Source organism: Derxia lacustris, assembly GCF_002105195.1.
Classification (GTDB): domain Bacteria; phylum Pseudomonadota; class Gammaproteobacteria; order Burkholderiales; family Burkholderiaceae_E; genus Derxia; species Derxia lacustris.
Window position 1 is genome coordinate 13771 of record NZ_MUHU01000008.1, and the last position, 20408, is coordinate 34178.

General features: G+C 68.8%; 15 protein-coding genes. 12 read left to right on the forward strand and 3 right to left on the reverse strand.

Features of this window, described 5'->3' with window-relative positions; genetic code table 11:
* The first annotated feature begins 7 nt into the window (after nucleotides 1-7).
* The 5 genes from B9P64_RS06895 to B9P64_RS06915 all read left to right on the forward strand — a co-directional run bounded on the left by B9P64_RS06895 (nucleotide 8) and on the right by B9P64_RS06915 (nucleotide 6669).
* On the forward strand, nucleotides 8-1372 hold the full coding sequence (locus B9P64_RS06895; protein ID WP_085315488.1) for an NAD(P)-binding domain-containing protein: 1365 nt from the start codon (nucleotides 8-10) through the stop codon (nucleotides 1370-1372).
* Nucleotides 1365-3746, forward strand: coding sequence for a DUF1989 domain-containing protein (locus B9P64_RS06900; RefSeq protein ID WP_085315489.1), 2382 nt, complete (start codon nucleotides 1365-1367; stop codon nucleotides 3744-3746). The genes B9P64_RS06895 and B9P64_RS06900 overlap by 8 nt, the downstream gene beginning before the upstream one ends.
* Nucleotides 3747-3852: 106 nt before the next feature.
* Entirely contained in the window at nucleotides 3853-4623 is a 771-nt protein-coding gene (locus B9P64_RS06905) for a TorF family putative porin (protein ID WP_085315490.1), read from the forward strand.
* A gap of 314 nt (nucleotides 4624-4937) precedes the next feature.
* Nucleotides 4938-6314, forward strand: coding sequence for an ammonium transporter (locus tag B9P64_RS06910; RefSeq protein WP_085315988.1), 1377 nt, complete (start codon nucleotides 4938-4940; stop codon nucleotides 6312-6314).
* Nucleotides 6315-6330: 16 nt separating this feature from the next.
* Entirely contained in the window at nucleotides 6331-6669 is a 339-nt protein-coding gene (locus tag B9P64_RS06915; protein ID WP_085315491.1) for a P-II family nitrogen regulator, read from the forward strand.
* A gap of 103 nt (nucleotides 6670-6772) precedes the next feature.
* Here B9P64_RS06915 and B9P64_RS06920 read toward each other — a convergent pair whose 3' ends face one another.
* Entirely contained in the window at nucleotides 6773-7852 is a 1080-nt protein-coding gene (locus B9P64_RS06920) for a sigma-54-dependent Fis family transcriptional regulator (RefSeq protein WP_407919678.1), read from the reverse strand.
* A gap of 210 nt (nucleotides 7853-8062) precedes the next feature.
* Between B9P64_RS06920 and B9P64_RS06925 the strand changes: the two genes are divergently transcribed.
* From B9P64_RS06925 to B9P64_RS06955, 7 genes are all read left to right on the forward strand, one after another.
* Nucleotides 8063-9094, forward strand: coding sequence for a LysR family transcriptional regulator (locus tag B9P64_RS06925; protein ID WP_085315493.1), 1032 nt, complete (start codon nucleotides 8063-8065; stop codon nucleotides 9092-9094).
* Between the two features lie 31 nt (nucleotides 9095-9125).
* Nucleotides 9126-9923 carry an N-formylglutamate deformylase gene (gene hutG / locus B9P64_RS06930; RefSeq protein WP_085315989.1) on the forward strand — a complete coding sequence of 266 codons (798 nt, stop codon included), beginning with the start codon at nucleotides 9126-9128 and terminating at the stop codon, nucleotides 9921-9923.
* 147 nt (nucleotides 9924-10070) lie between these two features.
* Entirely contained in the window at nucleotides 10071-11159 is a 1089-nt protein-coding gene (locus B9P64_RS06935) for a hypothetical protein (RefSeq protein WP_085315494.1), read from the forward strand.
* Nucleotides 11160-11170: 11 nt separating this feature from the next.
* A complete protein-coding gene (locus tag B9P64_RS06940) occupies nucleotides 11171-11566 on the forward strand; it encodes a type 2 periplasmic-binding domain-containing protein (protein WP_085315495.1) in 396 nt (131 codons plus the stop codon).
* A 20-nt stretch (nucleotides 11567-11586) separates the two neighbouring features.
* Nucleotides 11587-13887, forward strand: coding sequence for a putative bifunctional diguanylate cyclase/phosphodiesterase (locus tag B9P64_RS06945; protein WP_085315496.1), 2301 nt, complete (start codon nucleotides 11587-11589; stop codon nucleotides 13885-13887).
* 105 nt (nucleotides 13888-13992) lie between these two features.
* Complete coding sequence (locus B9P64_RS06950; RefSeq protein ID WP_085315497.1) at nucleotides 13993-15627, forward strand: response regulator; 1635 nt, start codon at nucleotides 13993-13995, stop codon at nucleotides 15625-15627.
* Nucleotides 15628-15779: 152 nt separating this feature from the next.
* Nucleotides 15780-17414 carry a response regulator gene (locus B9P64_RS06955; protein WP_085315498.1) on the forward strand — a complete coding sequence of 545 codons (1635 nt, stop codon included), beginning with the start codon at nucleotides 15780-15782 and terminating at the stop codon, nucleotides 17412-17414.
* A 38-nt stretch (nucleotides 17415-17452) separates the two neighbouring features.
* Here the strand turns inward: B9P64_RS06955 and B9P64_RS06960 are convergent, their stop codons facing one another.
* Both B9P64_RS06960 and B9P64_RS06965 read right to left on the reverse strand, forming a co-directional pair.
* Complete coding sequence (locus tag B9P64_RS06960) at nucleotides 17453-20191, reverse strand: DEAD/DEAH box helicase (protein ID WP_085315499.1); 2739 nt, start codon at nucleotides 20189-20191, stop codon at nucleotides 17453-17455.
* The gene (locus tag B9P64_RS06965) at nucleotides 20188-20406 is read right to left on the reverse strand and encodes a hypothetical protein (protein ID WP_085315500.1); all 219 of its coding nucleotides are present in this window, start codon (nucleotides 20404-20406) and stop codon (nucleotides 20188-20190) included. Before B9P64_RS06965 ends, B9P64_RS06960 begins: the two co-directional genes overlap by 4 nt.
* Nucleotides 20407-20408: the final 2 nt, after the last annotated feature.

Sequence of the window (20408 nt, forward strand, 5' to 3'; positions counted from 1 at the left end):
AACCCAAATGACCAAGAAGCGAGTTGCAGTGATCGGCGCCGGCCCCTCCGGCACGGCCCAGTTGCGGGCCTTCCAGTCGGCCGCCGCCAAGGGCGCGGAGATTCCGGAAATCGTCTGTTTCGAGAAGAGCAGCGACTGGGGCGGCCTGTGGAACTACACCTGGCGCACCGGCCTCGACGAGAACGGCGAGCCGGTTCATTGCAGCATGTACCGCTACCTGTGGTCCAACGGCCCGAAGGAATGTCTGGAGTTTGCCGACTACAGCTTCGACGAGCATTTCGGCAAGGGCATCGGCTCCTACCCGCCGCGCGCCGTGCTGTGGGACTACATCAAGGGCCGGGTCGAGAAGGCCAATGTGCGCGGCTGGGTCCGCTTCGAGACGCCGGTGCGCATGGTGAGCTACGACGCGGCGAGCGAGCAGTTCACCGTGACCGCGCACGACCTGAAGAACGACGTGATGACGAGCGAGCAGTTCGATTACGTCATCTGCGCCAGCGGCCATTTCTCGACGCCGCATGTGCCTTACTTCGACGGTCTCGACACCTTCAACGGCCGCGTGCTGCATGCGCACGACTTCCGCGACGCGCTCGAATTCAAGGGCAAGGATCTGCTGCTGATCGGCCGCAGCTACTCGGCCGAGGACATCGGCTCGCAATGCTGGAAGTACGGCGCCAACAGCATCACGACCAGCTATCGCAGCAAGCCGATGAGCTTCCACTTCCCCGACAACTGGGAACAGAAGCCGCTGCTGACCCGGGTGGAGAACAAGACCGCCTACTTCAAGGACGGCAGCTCCAAAGAAGTGGACGCAATCATTCTTTGCACCGGCTACAAGCACTACTTCCCCTTCCTGCCGGAAGACCTGCGCCTCAAGACCGACAACCGCCTGTGGCCGCTCGGCCTGTACAAGGGCGTGGTCTGGGAGAACAACCCCAAGTTCTTCTACCTGGGCATGCAGGACCAGTTCTTCACCTTCAACATGTTCGACGCCCAGGCCTGGTATGTGCGCGACATCGTCCTTGGCCGCATCTCGCTGCCGCCGGCCGACACCATGGCCGCCAACAGCGCGGCCTGGCGCCAGCGCGAAGAGGGCCTGACCAACGACGAATCGATGATCCGGTTCCAGGCCGATTACGTGAAGGAGCTGATCGCCGCGACCGACTATCCGATGTTCGACATCGAGGGCGTGATCCAGACCTTCCTGGTCTGGGAGCAGCACAAGCACGAAAACATCATGACCTTCCGCGACCACAGCTACCGGTCGCTCATCACCGGCAAGCAGTCGCCGCTGCATCACACGCCGTGGAAGGACGCGCTCGACGATTCGCTCGAAGCCTATCTGGCCAACGGCGAGAGCCAGGCCAATGGCTGAGGCCGACGCCACCGCGCGCGGCCGGCTCGCGGCGCCGCTCGCGAGCCGCATCCTCCAGCCCGGGCTGGCGGCGCGCGCGGCCGGCACCGAACGTCACCGCGTTGCAGGACGCGGTTCGCTTGTCGTCGCGGTCCAGGCTGGCGACCGGCTGGCCCTCACGGATGTCGAGGGCGGCCAGGTCTGCGAGCTGATGTTCTGTGCCGGCGACGGGCGCTTCGACGCGGCGGCTTTCGGGGCTGCGGACGGTGCGGTCGTGGCCCGGCCCGACGGCTTTCTCGCGCTGATGGCCGAGGGCGATGCCGGCGCGCGCCGCACGCTGGCCGCGCTCGCGCGGCGCGGCATTGCGCTGGCCGAGGCGAGCGGGCTGCGCCTGTTCGGCGCCGGCTCGCGCGCAGGTGCGCAGGCGAGCTTCACCGTGCAGCGCGCGGGCATCGTCATCGTGGCGACGCCGGCGCCGCGCATGGACTTTGTCGCTGGCGACACCGCCACGCCGGTCGCGCTGACCCTCGTGCGCGCCGCCTCCGAAACGTCGGCCGGCGTCATCGCGCTGCCCGAGCCGCTCGCCGATCCGCTGTTCGAGCAGCGCATCGCGCCCGGCACTGCCCACGCCTATGTCGTGAAGGCCGGCGAGTTCATCCAGGTGCTCGACGTGGCCGGCCGGCAATGCTCGGACTTCCAGGCCTTTGCGCTCGCCAAGGTGGAGCGCGGCCTCGATCGCGGGCTCGACGCGACGATGACGCGCACGCTGCTCGGCCAGCTCTATCCGCAGCCCGGCCTGCCGTCGAAGGGGTTCGACCGCGACCAGCAGCCGCTGATCGAAGTGGTGCAGGACACGGTCGGCCGGCATGACGCCTTCGCCAACGCCTGCGGTGCGCGCTACTACGACGACATGGGCTATCCCGGCCATGTGAATTGCAGCGACAACTTCAACGTAGCGCTCGCGCCTTACGGCATCGCGCCGCGCAAGGGCTGGGAAGCGCTCAACTTTTTCTACAACACCTTCCTCGACCACAACCATCAGCTGCATCTCGATGAACCGTGGTCGCGCCCCGGCGATTACGTGCTGCTGCGCGCGCTGACCGATCTGGTCTGCGTCACCTCGTCCTGCCCCGACGACATCGACCCGGCCAACGGCTGGAACCCGACCGACATCCATGTGCGCACCTACGCGCCGCGCGAGAACTTTTCGCGCGCCATCGCCCATCGCATGACACCCGACGCCGACCCCAAGCTCACGCGCGAATCCCCGTTCCACGCGCGCACCTCCGCGCTGACGCGCCACTTCGTCGACTACCGCGGCTGGTGGCTGCCGACGTGCTTTGCAGGGGAGGGCGCGGTGGCCGAGTACTGGGCCTGCCGCGAAGCCGTCGCCGTCATCGATCTGTCGGCGATGCGCAAGTTCGAGATCACCGGCCCCGACGCCGAAGCCCTGCTGCAATGGACGCTGGTGAAGGACGTGAGCAAGCTCGGCGCCGGCAAGGTGGCGCATGTGGCGCTCTGCCATGCCAACGGCAATGTGCTCGACGACGCGCTGCTCTACCGCATCTGCCAGAACAATTTCCGGCTGGTGTGCAGCGAGGATGCGGTCGGCCCCTGGCTGCGCAAGCAGGCCGAGGAAAAGGGCTATCAGGCCTGGGCGCGCGAATCGACCGAGCAGCTCTGCAACCTGGCCGTGCAAGGCCCGCGTGCGCGCGAGCTGATGCGCCAGATCGTCTGGACCGCGCCCGCGCAGCCGAGCATCGACGAGCTGAAATGGCTGCGCTTCGTGCCGGCGCGCATCGGCGGCTACGAGGGCGCGCCCATCGTGCTGTCGCGCACCGGCTACACCGGCGAGCTGGGCTACGAAATCTTCTGCCACCCGCGCGACGCCGAAGCCGTGTGGGACGCGATCTGGCAGGCCGGCCAGCCGCTCGGCCTGAAAGCCATGGGCCTCGATGCGCTCGACCTGCTGCGCATCGAAGCGGGCCTGGCCGCCGCCGGCAATGAATTCGACGAGCGCACCGACGGCTGGGAAGGCTGGGTCGGCGATGCGATCTCGCTCGACAAGCCGACCGACTTCATCGGCCGCGCGGTGCTGGAAGAACGCGCCGCGCATCCGCGCAAGCAGATCGTCGGCATCCAGCTGGAAGGCAGCGATGCCATCGGCCACGGCGACGAGCTGTTCATCGGCCGCGTGCCGGTCGGCGTGGTGACCAGCGGCATGCGCTCGCCGCTGCTCGGCCGCTCGATCGGCATCGCGCGTATCGACGTGCAGCACGCCGCGCCCGGCACGGCGGTGGAAGTCGGAAAGCTCGACGGCCACCAGAAGCGCCTGCCCGCGCACATCACCGCGCTGCCGCACTACGACCCCGAACGGCTGCGTCCGCGCGCCTGAGTCCGGCCCGCCCGCGCCTGTGCGCGCGGCGGGCCACGCCCCGAGTTCTTGCAGCAACCGTCGCGGCCGGCGCGCCGCGCCTTCAACCACTCCAACAGGAGCACTCATGTTCCGTATCACCTCTCGCGGCCTTGTCGGGGCCAGCCTTGCCGCTTCGGCGCTGCTGCCGCTCGCGGCCTTTGCCGAAGAAGCCCCCGCCGCCGAAGCCTCGCCGCTGACGCTCACGGCCAATGTGGCGCTGGTATCCAACTATGTGTTCCGCGGCATCAGCTACACCCAGGACGGCGCGGCCGTGCAGGGCGGCTTCGACGCCGTGCATTCGAGCGGCCTGTATCTGGGCGTGTGGGGCAGCAACGTGAGCAGCAAGGCGCTCACCGACGCCTCGGCCGAGTTCGACATCTACGGCGGCTATGCCGGCAGCGCGGCCGACATTGCGTATGACGTGGGCCTGCTGCAATTCACCTATCCGCAAGGCCGCTTTGCCGGCCAGAGCTACAACACGCTCGAAGCCTATGCGGGCGCCACCTGGAGCGTGCTCAACCTCAAGTACTCGCGCACCCTGACCAACTACTTCGGCTTCAACGACGCGTCGATGGGCGCCGGCGACTCGAAGGGCTCGCAATACGTCGAGGCCAATCTCGCCTACGAGGTGCTGGCCGGCTACACCGCGCAAGCCCACGTCGGCCATCAGAAGGTGAAGGGCTACGGCCAGTACGACTTCACCGACTACAAGCTCGGCGTCGCCGCCGATCTGGGCTCGGGCTGGGTCGCGGGTCTGGCCTGGGCCGATACCAACGGCAAGTCGGCGCTCTACCGCATCGGCAGCGTCGATACCGCCGGCCCGAAGTGGATCGCCTCGCTCAAGCGGACGTTCTGAGTTCGCCAGTCGAAATCGCATCCCAGAGCCGGCGCAAGCCACGCACCGCCACGGCCATCGGCCGCACAGCCTGCGTGCGTCGCCCGCCAGCGCCGCCCCACCCAGGCGCCTCGAAGGCGCCGCAACCGGCCTCGGTCGCGGTGAGTAGAAGGTTTACTTAAACGAACCTTTAATTCTCATCAAGAAACCACGGCACGGCAATTGCAAACGCTGGCAAGGCTTTCGGGACGACCGACAACGATGCGCGTGCCGCCACTCCGGCGGCCGCGCCACCAAGACATCCCTTCCTCTCGACGATCGACATGGAGCGCGAAATGAACCTTCCCTCACGACTGTGGCGCGGCCTGACCGCCGCGCTGCTCTCGACCGCCTCGCTGGCGGCGCTGGCGCAGGACGCGGTGGAGCAAGCCGCCGACGCCGCAGCGCCCGCCGCCACGGCTGCCGCTGCTGCCGTCACGCCGGTGCTCAACAGCGGCGACACGGCCTTCGTGGCCTGCTGCGCGCTGTTCGTGCTGCTGCTGCTGATTCCGGGTCTGGCGCTGTTCTACGGCGGCCTGGCGCGCAGCAAGAATGTGCTGTCGATCCTGATGCAGATCTTCTCGGGCTCGGCGCTGATCTCGCTGCTGTTCGCCATCTACGGTTACAGCTTCATCTTTGTGGATGGCGGCTCGCTGCAAAGCCTGATCGGCGGCTCGGCCAAGGTCTTTCTGGCCAGCATCAACAACGATGCGCTCCAGGGAACCATTCCTGAATGGCTCTATGTGTTCTTCATGCTGCTGTTCGCGGCCATCACGCCGGTCATCATCTGCGGCGCGTTTGCCGAGCGGATCAAGTTCTCGGCGGTGCTGGTGTTTCTGGCGATGTGGTTCACGCTCAACTACGTGCCGCAGGCGCACATGGCCTGGGCCGGCGGCTGGATCTTCCAGCTCGGCGCGCTCGACTTTGCCGGCGGCAATGTGGTGCATGTGAACGTCGGCGCGGCCTCGCTGGTCGCGGCCTGGCTGGTCGGTCGGCGCAAGGGCTTCGGCACGCCGGGTCTGGCGCCGCACAACATGACCATGACCATGACCGGCGGCTCGATCGTCTGGGTCGGCTGGCTGGGCTTCTGCGGCGGCTGCGCCTATGCGGCCAGCGGCTTCGCGATGCTGGTGGTGCTCAACAACATGCTCGCGGCCTGCGCCGGCGCCATGTCGTGGATGCTGGTCGAGTGGTTCCATCGCGGCAAGCCGAGCCTGCTCGGCGCGGTGTCGGGCGCGATCTCGGGGCTGGTGGCGATCACGCCGGCCTGCGGCTATGTCGGCCCGATGGGCGCCATTGCCTGCGGCCTGCTGGTGGCGCCGGTCTGCGTCTGGGCGGTCGAGAAGCTCAAGCCGATGATGGGTCTGGACGACTCGTTCGACGTGTTCGGCGTGCACGGCGTGGGCGGCATCGTGGGCAGCGCGCTGTCGGTGATCTTTGCGCTGCCGGCGCTCGGCGGCGTGGGCTTTGCCGAAGGCCGGGATTTTGCGAGCCAGCTCGGCGTGAATCTGGGCGTGACGGCCTTCACTTTCGTGTATTCGGTGGTGGCCAGCTGGGTCTCGTTCAAAATCGCGGCCATGGTGTGCGGCGGCCTGCGTGTCGACGAGGAACAAGAGGTTGACGGTCTTGACCTTTCCTCGCACGGCGAGGTCGGCTACAAGTACTCCAACTGATCCAACCGGAGAGCTCATGAAACTGATTACTGCCATCGTCAAGCCGTTCAAGCTCGATGAAGTGCGTGAAGCAATGCAAAAGGCCGGCGTCAACGGCGTCACGGTCACCGAGGTGAAGGGTTTTGGCCGCCAGAAGGGCCATACCGAGATCTATCGCGGTGCCGAGTACGTGGTCGACTTCCTGCCCAAGACCAAGATCGAGGCCGCCGTGCCCGAGGCGCTGGTCGATGCGGTCATCGAGGCGGTCACCAAGGCCGCGCATACCGGCAAGATCGGCGACGGCAAGATCTTCGTGAGCGAGCTGGAGCAGGTGATCCGCATCCGCACCGGCGAAGCCGGCGAAGGCGCGCTGTGACGGCGTAAGGCGCAGGCCGGCGCAGGACTGGCCGGCTTGCAAACAAGAAGGGCGCCCGGTTGCACGACCGGGCGCCCTTTTTTCGTGGGCGGCGCGCGGCCGCTCAGTCGGGATCGAGCGCGATGCCGAGCCGCTTCATGCGGCGGTAGAGCGTGTTGCGGCTCACGCCCGCCAGCCGCGCCACGCGGGTCAGGTTCCAGCGCTGCTCGCGGATCAGGTCGAGCAGCGTGTCGCGCTCCTCGGCGGCGATGGCGGCTTCGGCGAGCGGCAGCTGGGCGCGCGCCTGCGCGGCCGAGAACGGCGTGCTGCGCAGCGCCGGCAGATGTTCCACATCCACGGTGCTGCCGTCGCAGAGGGCGGCGGCGGCGCGCAGCACATGGCGCATCTGGCGCAGATTGCCGGGCCAGGCGTGGTTCATCAGCAGCGCCTCGGCGGCCGGCGTTAGCGCCAGCGGCGCGCCGGCTTCCTCGGCCAGCATGCGGTCGATGAGCTCGCGCCGGTCGGCCCGTTCGCGCAGCGGCGGCAGCACGATTTCCACGCCGTTGAGGCGGTAGTACAGGTCTTCGCGGAAGCTGCCTTCGGCGACCAGCCGGGCCAGCTCGCGATGGCTGGCGCTCACCAGCTGAAAGCTCACGGGAATCGATTCCTCGCTGCCGAGCGGCGTGACGCGGCGCTCGTCGAGCACGCGCAGCAGCCGGGCTTGCAGCGCCAGCGGCATGTCGCCGATCTCGTCGAGGAACAGGGTGCCGCCGTGGGCCTGCACGATCTTGCCGCGCCGGCCGTTGCGGTCGGCGCCGGTAAAGGCGCCGGCGCGGTAGCCGAACAGTTCGGATTCGATCAGTCCGTCGGGCAGGCCGGCGCAGTTGATGGCGATGAAGGCGCGGCCCGCGGCGGCGCTGTCGGCATGCACGCCGCGCGCGAACACCTCCTTGCCGGCGCCGGTTTCGCCGCGCAGCAGCAGCGGCGTGCCGCGCGAGATCACCCGCAGCGCGGTGCGCAGCTGGGCCGCGATGACCGGGTCGACCGGCGGGTCGGGCGGGTCGGCGGGCGGCAGGGCGGTTGGTCCGGTGGCGTGGATGGCGGGCGGCACGGCGGCGCGGCCGGGGGCGCGCGGGCCGGCGGTGGCGCCTGCGGCGGGGAGGTCGTCGGCGCGGCGGCGCACGGAACAGAGGGTCGGGCTCATGGGCTTCCCGTTCTTGTGGTCGGCGCGACGGCGGCTGCCGGCGCGGAGGAGGCCGGCCGATTCTGTGGCGCCCGGCGCGGTCTGGGTATCGCCGCGAATGAGTAAGCCTTTGGGAGTAGCGCCGGCCGGCTGACTGCGCGAACGCTTATCCAATGCTTCAGAATCGGTGCATCTTTTGCCGCGCCCGAGGGCGCTCGTCAGGATGCCGCCATGTCCGCCAATCCCGCTCGCCCGCCCGTTTCCGATGCCGTGCCGAGGCGCCATCGCGCGCTGCCCGATCTGCATGCGCTCGAAGCCTTCGTCACCGTCTGCGAGGCCGGCTCGATGGCGCTCGCGGCCCAGCGCCTGGGCGTGAGCCAGAGCGCGGTGAGCCAGCTGGTGAAGGCGCTGGAGACCGAATGCGGCACCCTGCTGTTCGACCGCGAGGTGCGGCCGGCGCGGCCCACGCATGCCGGCCGCTCGCTGCTCGACCGCGCGAGCGCGCTGCTGGAGCAGGCGCGCGCGCTGGTCGAGCAGGTGCGGGCCAGCGCGCGCCAGGACCATGCGCAGATCCGGCTTGGCTGCGTCGACAGCTTTGCCGCCACGGTCGGCCCGGCGCTGATCCGCGCGCTGGCCGGCTCGGCCCGGCAGCTGCAACTGTGGTCGGGCCTCACGCCGGGCCTCGCGGCGCAGTTGCAGGCGCGCGAGCTGGATCTGGTGATCTGCACCGACATCCGCATCGACGACACCCGCATCAGCCAGCGGCTGCTGTTCTCCGAAGCCTTCGTGGCGGTGTTCCCGCGCGAGCACGTCCTGCCCGACGCGCCGCCGGCGCTGCGCGATCTGCCGCGCCTCGCCGGCGAGCTGCCGCTGATCCGCTACACCCAGCGCTCGGTCATGGGCCAGCAGGTCGACCGCTTCCTGCGCCATGCGCGCATCGACGCGCCGCGCCGCTTCGAGTTCGACGCGACCGATCCGATGCTCAGCCTCGTGGCCGCCGGCCTCGGCTGGGCCATCAGCACGCCGCTCTGCCTGTGGCAGTCGCGCCAGTACCTCGACAGCGTGACCGTGCTGCCGCTGCCGCCCACGCGCCTGGGCCAGCGCGATTTCTTCCTGCTGGCGCGCGATGCCGAATGGGCCGGCCTCGACGACGAGGTGATGCGGGTCGCGCGCAGCGTGCTGCGCAACGAGACCGCGCCGGCCATCCATCGCGCCATGCCGGCGCTGCCGCCCGACGCCATCACCTGGCCCGATGCCGGCTGACGCCGATCCCTTTCCCGAACCCGATCCCGCCATGACCACCGTCGACACGCCCATCTACCGCCTCAGGCGCGGCACCCGCCCGCTGCTCATCTCCATCCCGCATCTGGGCACGACGCTGCCCGACGAGGTGCGCGCCCAGCTCACCGCCGAAGGCCCGGTCGTGGCCGACACCGACTGGCATCTCGACACGCTCTATGCCTTTGCCGAGGCGCTCGGCTGCTCGGTGCTCGGCGCGCGTGTCTCGCGCTATGCCATCGACCTCAACCGCCCGGCCGACGGCCAGAGCCTCTACCCGGGCCAGACCACCACCGGCCTGTGCCCGACCGAAACCTTTCACGGCGTGCCGCTGTACGCGCCCGGCGCCGAGCCCGACGCCGCCGAAACCGCACGCCGGCTCGACGCCTACTGGAAGCCCTATCACGCGGCGCTGGCCGACGAGATCGCGCGCCTCAAGGCGGAGCACGGCCGCGTCGTGCTGTGGGAGGCGCATTCCATCGCCTCGGTGCTGCCGCGCCTGTTCGACGGCAAGCTGCCCGACTTCAACTTCGGCACCGCCGACGGCAAGAGCTGCGCGCCCGAGGTTATCGGCGCGGTGCTGGCGGCCATCGAGGCTGCGCCGTTCACGCGGGTGCATAACGGCCGCTTCAAGGGCGGCCACATCACCCGCGCCTATGGCGATCCGGCCGGCGGCGTGCACGCCATCCAGCTGGAGATGTGCCAGAGCCTCTACATGAACGAGGACGCGCCGTTTGCGTACCGGCCCGATCTGGCGGCGCAAGTGCAGCCCTGGCTCGAAAGAATGATCGACGCGGCGCTCGCCGCCGTCTGAACGCCCGGGGGCGATTCAAGCCCGCAGCCGGCGCGCCGTAATGGGAGTCAGGCGCGCCACGGTCTGCCACCGCCGAATCCGGCCGGTGGCGCCGCCGCGCCGCACCTGAAACCGCGAACTCGCGCCCCCGGCGCGGAGACTCCCCGCATGAAATCCCTGGTTCGCAAGGCCGCGCTCGGCCTTGCACTGGCCGGCCTCGCCGCGCTGGCGCATGCCGCCGACGACGATTCGCATTGGAAATTCAGCGGCTTCGGCACGCTCGGCGCCGTCGTCACCAATACCGACGAAGCCCAGTTCCGCACCAGTCCGCGCCAGCCGAACGGCGCCGACCGCAGGCCCGACCTCGGTGTCGACAGCCGGCTCGGCCTGCAAGCCAGTGCCGCGCTCGACGAAACCTTTTCGGCCGTGGGCCAGCTGCTGACCAGCCGGCGCGACGGCGACGAGCGGGTGCAGGTCGAATGGCTGTTCGCCCAGGCCGCCGTCGCGCCCTGGCTCGACCTGCGCATCGGCCGCATGGTGCTGCCGGCCTTCCTCGTCTCGGACTCGCGCAATGTCGGCTATGCCTCGCACTGGGTGCGCGCGCCGGGCGATGTCTACGGCATCTACCCGGCCACTTCCTATGACGGCGTGCAGGCCGAGCTGCGCGGCGACTGGCGCGACAGCCACATCACGCTGCAAGCCTCGGGCGGCAAGAGCCGGGGCCGCGCCTTCCTGCTGGGCCAGAGCCTGGAGGGCGAATCCGACGGGCTGCGCTCGCTGAACCTGGTCGTCGAGCGCGGCAACTGGACGCTGCGCGCCGGCCGGACCTGTGCCGATGCGCACCTGCGCTACACGCAGACCCAGCAGCTGAGCTATGCCGACCACTTCTCGGGCCTCGGTCTTGCGCGCGACGACGGCCGGCTGCTGCTCCAGGCCGAACTGGTCTGGCGCCGCACCAGCGATCGCGGCCTCGACAGCAACAACGGCTATGTCACCGGCGGCTACCGGTTCGGGCCGTGGATGCCGTATGCGACGGTCAGCCGCAACATCTATCTCGGCCGGTGGTTCGGCGACCGGCCCAGCATCAGCAACCATGCCGCCGGCCTGCGCTGGGATGGCTGGCGCAATGCGGCGCTGAAGACCCAGCTCGAATCGGCGCACAGCGACGGGGCGACCTTCGCGCACGCCAGCCCGGCCTTCATGACCGGCCACGGCCACGCCACGGTGCTGACCGTGCTGGTCGACTTCGTGTTCTGAGGCGGCCGGCCATGTTCAAGTCACTGTTGCTGACCGCCTGCCTGCTGGCCGTCGGCATGGCCCGGGCCGGCGAGATCGCGGTCATCGTCAATCCCGCCGCGCCCGAGTTCACGCGCGAGCAGATCGCCGACATCTACCTGGGCCGCGACCGCGGCCAGCAGCCGCTCGACCAGCCCGAGCCGGCCGCGCTGCGCACCGAGTTCTACCAGCGCCTCGCCGGCCGCGACCTGGCGCAGATGAAGGCGCTGTGGTCGCGCATCGTCTTCACCGGCCGTGGTCAGCCGCCGCGCGAGCAGGCCGATTCGGCCGCCGTGAAGCGCGCCGTCGCGGCCAATCCGCGCGCCATCGGCTACATCGAGAAATCGGCCGTCGATCCGAGCGTGAAGGTCGCGCTCATCCTCAATTGAGTCGGCGCCAGGAGCAGTCCATGAACATCAAGCCTCTGTGGTCCGGCACGCTGCCGCACCTGCCGGGCCGGCTGACCGAGCCGCTCTGGCTGTTTCCGGCCATTGCGCTGCTGATGCTGGCGGTGATCTGGGGCGCGGCCTTGCGGCTGGTCGCGGCCGAGCGCACGGCGGCCGAGCGCAGCGCGCTGCAATCCAGCCTCGAACTCGCCGATACCTACGAGGCGCAGGCGTTGCGGGCGCTGCGCGAGATCGACCAGACGCTCAAGCTGGTGCAGTACGCCCATGAGAGCGGCGCGCGCCAGCTGGCGCTGCACAGGCTGGACGAGCGCGGACTGCTGCCGCCCGATCTGCTGTTCTCCGTGAGCATTGCCGATCGCAGCGGCGCGGTCGTCGCCAGCACCCATGCCTCGGGGCGGCGCGGCCAGGTCGATGCGGCCCAGCTCGCCGCCACCCGCGCCGGCGACGGCCTGACCGTGAGCCTGCCTCAGCCCGGGCTGGCGGCCGGCGAATGGACGCTGCATTTCGCGCGCCGGCTGCTGGCCCGCGACGGCAGCTTCGACGGCACGGTCACGGTCTCGGTCGACGCGGCCTATTTCGTGAGCGGCTATGACGCCGCCCGGCTCGGCGCGCATGGCGTGCTGGCGCTGCTCGGCACCGACGGCGTGTTCCGCGTGCGCCGCAGCGGCGAGGCGGTCGCGGCCGGCGACCGGACCGATCCGGCCGCGCTGCTGCTGGCCACCGACGCGGCCCGGGTCGCGCCCAGCCCCTGGGACGGCGTGCCGCGCTACACCCGCGCGCATGAGCTTTACGGCTTTCCGCTCGCCATCGTGGTCGGTCTGGCCGAGGACGAGCAGCTGACCGCCGCGCATGCCGCGCGCCATGTCTACCTGGCCCGGGCCGGTGCGGCCAGCGCGGTGCTGCTGGCGGTCGTCGGCCTGCTCGGCCGGCTCAGCCGGCAGCTGGCGCGGGCGCGCCAGGCGGCGGTGCAGGAGCACATCGCGCATGCCGAGCGGGTCGAATACCTCGCCTATCACGACAGCCTGACCGGCCTGCCCAACCGCAGCCTGTTCAGTCGGCTGCTCGGCCAGGGCATTGCCGAGGCGCGCCGCTACGAGCGCCAGCTGGCGGTGCTGTTCCTCGATCTCGACCATTTCAAGCAGATCAACGACACGCTCGGCCACGACGCCGGCGACGATCTGCTCAAGGAAGTGGCGCTGCGGCTGCGCGGCTGCCTGCGCGAGAGCGACACGGTGGCGCGGCTGGGCGGCGACGAGTTCGTGGTGCTGCTGCCGGTGGTCGAGCACGACCAGCAGATCGCCACCGTGGCGCAGAACATCCTCACCGCCGTGGCCCGGCCCTTCGTGCTGATCGGCCAGGAGTTCCGCATCTCGGCCAGCGTCGGCGTGGCGCGCTTTCCGCTCGACGGGCTCGACGAGCAATCGCTGACCAAGCATGCCGACAGCGCCATGTACCAGGCCAAGGAAGACGGCAAGAACAACTTCCAGTTCTATTCCGAGGCGCGCAGCGCCAATGCGCTGCAGCGCGTGTCGCTCGAAGCCAGCCTGCGCCGGGCGCTGGAGCGCGGCGAGTTCGTGCTGCACTACCAGGCCAAGCGCGACGCCCGCAGCGGCGCCATCACCGGCACCGAGGCGCTGCTGCGCTGGCAGCATCCCGATCTGGGGCTGGTGGCGCCGATGCAGTTCATCCCGGTGGCCGAGGCGACCGGGCTCATCGTGCCGATCGGCCGCTGGGTGCTGCGCAGCGCCTGCGCGCAGAACATGGCCTGGCAGCGCGCCGGGCTGCCGGCGCTGCGCATGGCGGTCAATCTCACCGCGCGCCAGTTCTTCGACGACCGCCTGATCGGCGAGCTGAACGCGGTGCTGGCCGAGACCGGCATGGCGCCCGAGCTGCTGGAGCTGGAGGTCGCCGAAAGCCTGCTGATGCACGACGTCGGCCGCAGCGTCGGCATCCTCAACCACCTGCGCAAGCTCGGCGTGCGCATCGCCATCGACGATTTCGGCGTCGGCTATTCGTCGCTGTCGGCGCTCAAGCAGTTTCCGATCGACAGCATCAAGATCGACCGTTCCTTCATGCGCGACGCTGGCGCCGTGCCCGAGGACCGCGCGCTCACCGAGGCCATCATCGCCATGGGCCGCACGCTCAGCCTGAGCGTGGTGGCCCAGGGCATCGAGACGCGCGAGCAGGCCGACTTCCTGCGCGCCAACGGCTGCAACGAGTTCCAGGGCTATTTCGTGAACCGGCCGATGCAGGCCGAGGACTTCGCCGCGCTGCTCGGCGCGCGCGCCGGCGTCGCCGCCTGAGACGCGGCCGCCGCGTCAACGCCGCACTTGGCCGGCTGATCGAGCGATTCAGCGCGCCGGGCGCTTGCTAGCTTCGGGGCGATCCTTTTTTCGCGATCCGCCCCGATGCCTCCTGCCGACCTCAAGCTCCCCGACTGCCAGGTACTCGTCATCGACGACAGCCGCATCGCGCGCCAGGTTTGCGAAACCCTGCTGCACGACCTGGGCGTGCGCCGCATCACCAGCGTGGGCCGCATGTCGGAAGCCCGCCGCGCCGTCGAGCGCGAGCGCTACGACCTGGTGCTGTGCGACTACCACTTCGACGGCGACGACAGCAACGGGCAGGACCTGCTCGAAGACTGGCGCCGCAACCGCGTGCTGTCCTTCATGACCGTGTTCATCATGATCACCGGTGAATCGAAGTACCAGCATGTGGCCGAGGCCATCGAGACCGCGCTCGACGACTATCTGCTCAAGCCCTTCACCGGCAACACCCTGGCCGAGCGGGTGGCGATGGCCTACCGGCGCCGGCTGGCGCTGGCGCCGGTCTACCACGCCATCGAGCAGCGCGATTACGCCAGGGCGGCCAACCAGTGCTGCGCGGTGGTGGAGGGGGACGGGCCCTATCGGATGTATGCGGCGCGGCTGTGCGTCGAGCTGCTGATCCGCGCCGGCCGCCATGCCGATGCGCGCCGGCTGCTGGAGGAACTCAATCGCGGCCAGATCCTGCCGTGGGCGCGGCTGGCGCTGATCGCGCTCGATGCCGACGAGGACGATCTGGCGCGCAGCCGCCGCGCGCTCGAAGGCGTGGTCACCGACCATCCCGACTTCGCCGATGCGCGCGACCAGCTGGCGCGGGTGCAGTTCGAGCTCGGCGACGTGACCGGCGCGCTCGCGAGCATGAAGCGCGCGGTCGAGCTCACGCCGAGCAATCCGGCGCGGCTGCAAAAGCTCGGCTGGCTCGCCTTCCTGCTCGGCGATACCGAACTGGCGCGCGAAAAGCTCGCGCGCGCCTGGCGCGCCGGCCGCCAGTCGCGCAGCTTCGATCCGCACACGCTGCTGCTGCACATGCTGCTGCTGTTCGAGGCCGGCGAACTGCGCGAGCTGCGCCGGCTGCGCGAACCCTGGCAGCGGCTGCTGCGGCGCTGCGGCGACAGCCCGCGGCTGGCGCGCATGGACCGGCTGGTGGAAGTGCTGACCTGCTTTGCCGGCGGCCAGTTCGAGGCCGGCACGGCCCGGCTCGGCGAGCTGGCCGACTGCCTGCGCCAGCCCGACGCCGACTTCGAATTCGCCTGCGACTTCCTGGCGCTGCTGGTACGCGTGAGCGCGCCCGGCATCGAGCTGCCGCGGGCCGCGCGCTGGGTCGAGCTGATCGGCTACCGCTACAGCTCGTCGCGCGCCAGCACCGCCGCGCTCGGCCTGCTGGTGGCGCGCGACGAAACCCTGGTGCAGCTGCTGCGCACCGCCCACGGCGTGGTCACCCGGCGCTGCCAGGACGCCATGGCCTGCCTGGTCAAGGGCTCGCCCCAGACCAGCGTCGAGATGCTGTTCGACTGCGGCCGGCGCACCCACAACCTCAAGCCGCTCGACATGGCGCGACGTGTGGCGGCGCGCCACATGGCCGAGCTGCCGGCGCTGGCCGAACTCGATGCCGCCATCGCCCGTTTCCGGGAGCGCAACTGCGCCGCCACGCCGCGCAGCGACCTCGGCCTGCCGACCGTCACGCGCAAGATCGTCGCCGGCGCCGTGCTCGACGACTGAGTCGGGCCGAGCCCGCCCCGCCGGCACGACCGGCGGCAGCCGGGCCGGCGGCGCGCGGGACTGGGCGGCAACCGCGCCGCTGTTCGGCCCAATCGCCCGGCCGCCGCGCGACTAGCTTGGCAAGCCCGACGCTCCCGACATGGCGAGGTTGCATGGCTGCTCCCGATCTCAAGTTCGACGAATGCCAGGTCCTCGTCATCGACGACAGCCGCATCGCGCGCCAGGTCTGCGAGACCCTGCTGCGCGACATCGGCCTCAAGCGCGTGACCGCCGTCGGCAAGATGTCCGACGCCCGCCGCGCGGTCGAGCGCGAGCGCTACGACCTGGTCATCTGCGACTACCACTTCGAGGGCGAGGACGGCACCGGGCAAGACCTGCTGGAGGACTGGCGCCGCAACCGCGCGCTGTCCTTCATGACCGTCTTCATCATGATTACCGGCGAGTCCAAGTACCAGCGCGTCGCCGAAGCCATCGAGACCGCGCTCGACGACTACCTGCTCAAGCCCTTCACCGCCAACACGCTCGCCGAGCGGGTCGCCATCGCCTACCGCCGCAAGCTCGCGCTGGCCCCGGTCTACCGCGCCATCGAGGCGCGCGACTACGCAACCGCCGCCACGCTGTGCGAAGCCATCATGCAGAAGGACGGGCCCTATCGCGTCTACGCGACCCGGCTCTGCGTCGAGCTCTACATCCGGCTCGGCCGCCCGGCCGACGCGCGCCGCCTGCTGGAAGACGTGTGCCGGGTGCAGGCCTTGCCCTGGGCCAGGCTCGGCATCGTCACGCTCGACATGGAGGACGGCGACCTGCCGCGCGCGCGCCGGGTGCTCGAAAGCCTGGTCGCCGAGCATCCCGAATTCGTCGACGCCTATGACGTGCTGGCGCGGGCCCAGTTCGAGCAGGGCGACGTGGCCGGCGCCATGGCCACCATGCGCCAGGCGGTCGAGATCACGCCGAGCAATCCGGCCCGGCTCCAGAAGCTCGGCTGGCTCGCCTTCCTGTCCGACGACACCGCCACCGCGCGCGAGGCGCTGAGCCATGCCTACCGCGCCGGGCGCCAGTCGCGCAGCTTCGACTGGCACACGCTGGTGCTGCTCATGCTGGTGCTGTTCGACGCCGGCGACCTGCGCGAGATGCGCCGCATCCGCGAGCAATGGCAGCGCCTGGTGCGCAGCCAGGGCGACAGCCCGCGCGTGCGCCGCATGGACCAGTTCGTCGAAGTGGTCTTCTGCTTCGCCAACCGCCAGTTCGGCCCCGGCGTGGCCCAGCTGCGCGAGCTGGCCGAGCAGCTGCGCCGGCCCGAGGCCGACTTCGAATTCGCCTGCGACATCGCGGCGCTGCTGGCCCGCGTGACCACCGCCGAGATCGTGCTGCCCGACGCCCAGCGCTGGGTCGAGCTGATCGGCTTTCGCTACTGCTCGACGCGCTCGACCACCGAGGCGCTGGCCCAGCTGATGCGCCGGCATGCGAAGTACTCGCAGCTCATGCGCGGCGCCCATGCCAGCGTGGTCAAGCGCTGCCAGGAGGCGATGGCCTGCCTGGTCCAGGGCTCGCCGGCCACCACGGTCGAAATGCTGTTCGACTGCGGCCGCCGCACGCTCAACCCGAGGCCGCTGTCGATGGCCCGGCTGGTGGCCGCCAAGCACATGGCCGAAGTGCCGGCGCTGGCCGAACTCGATGCCGCGATCGCCAGGTTCCAGCACCGGCATTGCGGCAACGGCCCGCGCGTCGATCTGGGCGTGCAGGGCGGCGTGCGCAAGGTGGTGGCGGGGGCGGTGCTGGAGGATTGAGGGGTTAGCTGGCGGTCTTCATCTGGCAAGCGAACCGGTCAGCCAACTTTGAGCTGAGCGTCGATCCAGTCCCAACGCCGATTCGTCACCATCACGAAGCGACAGCGGCCGTCCGACAGATTGGCCCACAGCCCGCCGATGAGTCGGTCGTCCTCGGCGCTGGCCCAGCGGTCGGCGCCCTTGTATTCCACCGCGAGTACCGGGCCGGTCGCACCGTCGCGGTCAGGCAACTGGCATAGGAAGTCGGGATAGAACCGGCCGTCGGCCTTTTGCAAAAAGAACGAACTGCCTTCACGCCGCACGAGATTGCGAATCCAGAACTTGATTCGCCCTTGCTGCGCCAGCCTTTCAAGTTCCACTGCGCATTCGAATTCTTCCTTGCTGTCGAAGTCGCCGATGCGGCCGTGGAAATGGTTCTTGAAATCAGCCGGGCCAAATAGCGAGGTGCGCGGGTCGTAATCACGCGCTGGCGCATAAGCCTGCTTGTTGAATTCAAAGCCGTACTGGTCGGTGACTGCTACGCGGTTTGCGGCGTCATTGCCGAACAGCGTTTCCTGAAAGGCCTGGGTCACGGCCAGCCGCCGCAACTGGCGAATACGCCGCTCAAGCAAATCGCGCAGCAAGAATTTCTGCACGTTGGCGCGGGCAAGCGTGAATTCGGACTGCCGCAGCAATTCGCTTAACCACGCGGCGACAAAGCTTTGCTTGCTCGCGTGCGTGAGCGACGGCTCGGGCAGATTGCGGCAAAGCCAGGTGGCCAGCTTCACCGCGTCCCAGTTATCGGGCGTGTAGGCAAGTTCAAGGTCACGCTGCAAATCAGCGATAAAGCCGGGCACGATCTTGCCGCTGACAGCATCGATGTCGAGCGAGCCGCCCTGCGCGGCCTTCATGCCAGCGCCGAGCAGAGAAAGATCGTCAGCCGTGGGCTTGGCGTCGTAGGGCGACAGCTCCCACGGGTAGTCGAGCACTTCGGGGTCATCGAACAGCAGCAATTCGCCCTGCACGCGCAAGGCCAGTCGCGGCACTGAAAAGCGCTCGCCTTTTTCGGCAGGCGTGCGGAAGTATTCGATGGCCGTGGTGCGACTTTCCACGCCGGCCGTTGCAATTGCAGTCACTGCGGCAGGCGTGGTCACGGTCTGCTGCAAAGCCTCGGTTTCCGCTTCGTCGAGCGGCACGGTAATGGTCAGCGTAGCTGCCTTGGCATTCCATTCGACCTTGTCTCGGATCGATTTCGGCAAGGTTTTGAGATCGGGTTTTTCGGGTAAAGGCACAACTACCGGCCGCACCACTGCCTTGCCGTCCAGTCCCTCCAGATCGAGTCGGCTTTGCTCTTCACGCGCGGCCACGACAAAGCTTTTGATGTCGCGTCGTTCAAAGCCGGCACCTTCCACCAGACGTTCACGCAAGGCGCTTGCGGTTTCGGTAAAGCTTCGCGACGCCACAAACGCATAAGAGCGATTGAGCGCTGCCGTGGGCCGATGACTCGCGCCCGGCTGGCGCAGCACGCGCCCGAGCAACTGCTCGACTGAAGTAGCCGAGTGCAATGCGGCCATGCTTATCAGCACGTACGCAAAAGGGCAGTCCCAACCCTCGGCAAGCGCCTTCTGCGTGATGACGTACTGCACCGGGCAGCGCGGGTCAGCAATGCCAAGTGCGAATTCGGCCTCGATCTTTTCGATGCCGCGCTCTTCTCCAGTGGCAATGACGATGGCTTCGGCCGGCACGTTCTGGTTGCGGATCAATTCATCGCGAATCCGCTCCACATCGATGGTTTCCACGCCAGCGCGGCGCGGTTCGGCCTGAATAAGTGCAATCGGCCGCAAATAGGCTGCACCAGCGCGAGATTCTTCTAATGCTTGGGCTTGCAAGCTGTCGCGCTGCGCAACACCAAGCGCCAGGCATTTCTGCCAGTCCGGCTCGGTTTCGAGCACGACCGGCAGCTTGATCATTTCCTCGGCTTTCAATTCCGCTGCCGACACGCTGTGCAGCACATTGCTCGGCGTGCGCTCAAGGTCGGGTGTGGCGGTCAGTTCCATTACGCCGCAGGGCCGAAAGCGGGCCAGCATTTCAAAACCCAGTTCGGTGCGGCTGTTGTGGGCTTCATCCACGATCACGAATGGGCGCCGCAGCCGTAGCACATTGACGAGCGAGTAGGGCGTGATTCGGTCGGCGCCATCGCCTTCAGTGAGCAAGCCAGCGCGTTCCTCTGGCGTGAGTTGCTCGAAGTGATGCATCAGCGCGCCGCTCGATTGATAGACCTTGCGGCATTCCTCGTCCTCCACCTGAAACGCTTGTCGCGTGGCGACGATGACCACGGTGGATGTATCGAGCGTTGCCCGCGTGAGGCTCTTGGCTTCGTCGAGATCCATTACCGCGACCGGCCCGGCCTCGCGCAAAGCCAAGTGATATGGATGCTCGCGGTCTCTCAGTGCGCGCAGCGTCTGCTCACGGATCGGCTTGCTCGGCACCAGCCACAAAACGACGCTGTGCTCGCTGCGCAGCAAATGTGTATTAGCCATTGCCACGCTGCGTGCCGCCAGCCAAGTTTTGCCGCCGCCGGTAGGCACGCGCAGGCAGAAATAAGGCATATCGGCCGGAAAGCCCTTGAGCGGGCGATACGGAAGGCTCTGTCCAGTCAGCTGTTCAGTCGTGGCCGCAAAGGCCACGGCAGGAGTTGCGTATTCGTGGACCGCGCGGAAATAGGCTTCGACGCTGTCGAGCACGCCGCCGCCATTGGCCGGGTCGTACTGGTACTTCTTGGGGCTGAAAGAGGTCATGCCTTGTCCAGATAACTCACTGTCGGTGCGTGCGCGGCCGGGACGGCTTGTGTCGGCGTGGGCTCGATTTCAGTCACCACGCCATTGCGGCTCACGACCACGCGAGTGCCGGTCTGTGCCGCCAATTCGCGCGCGCGGCGGGCGGCGCGCTGCATGGCCACCATCGACAGGCGCAGATCGGCGTCGTGCGCGGTTTCGATCGGTTGCGGATTCATGG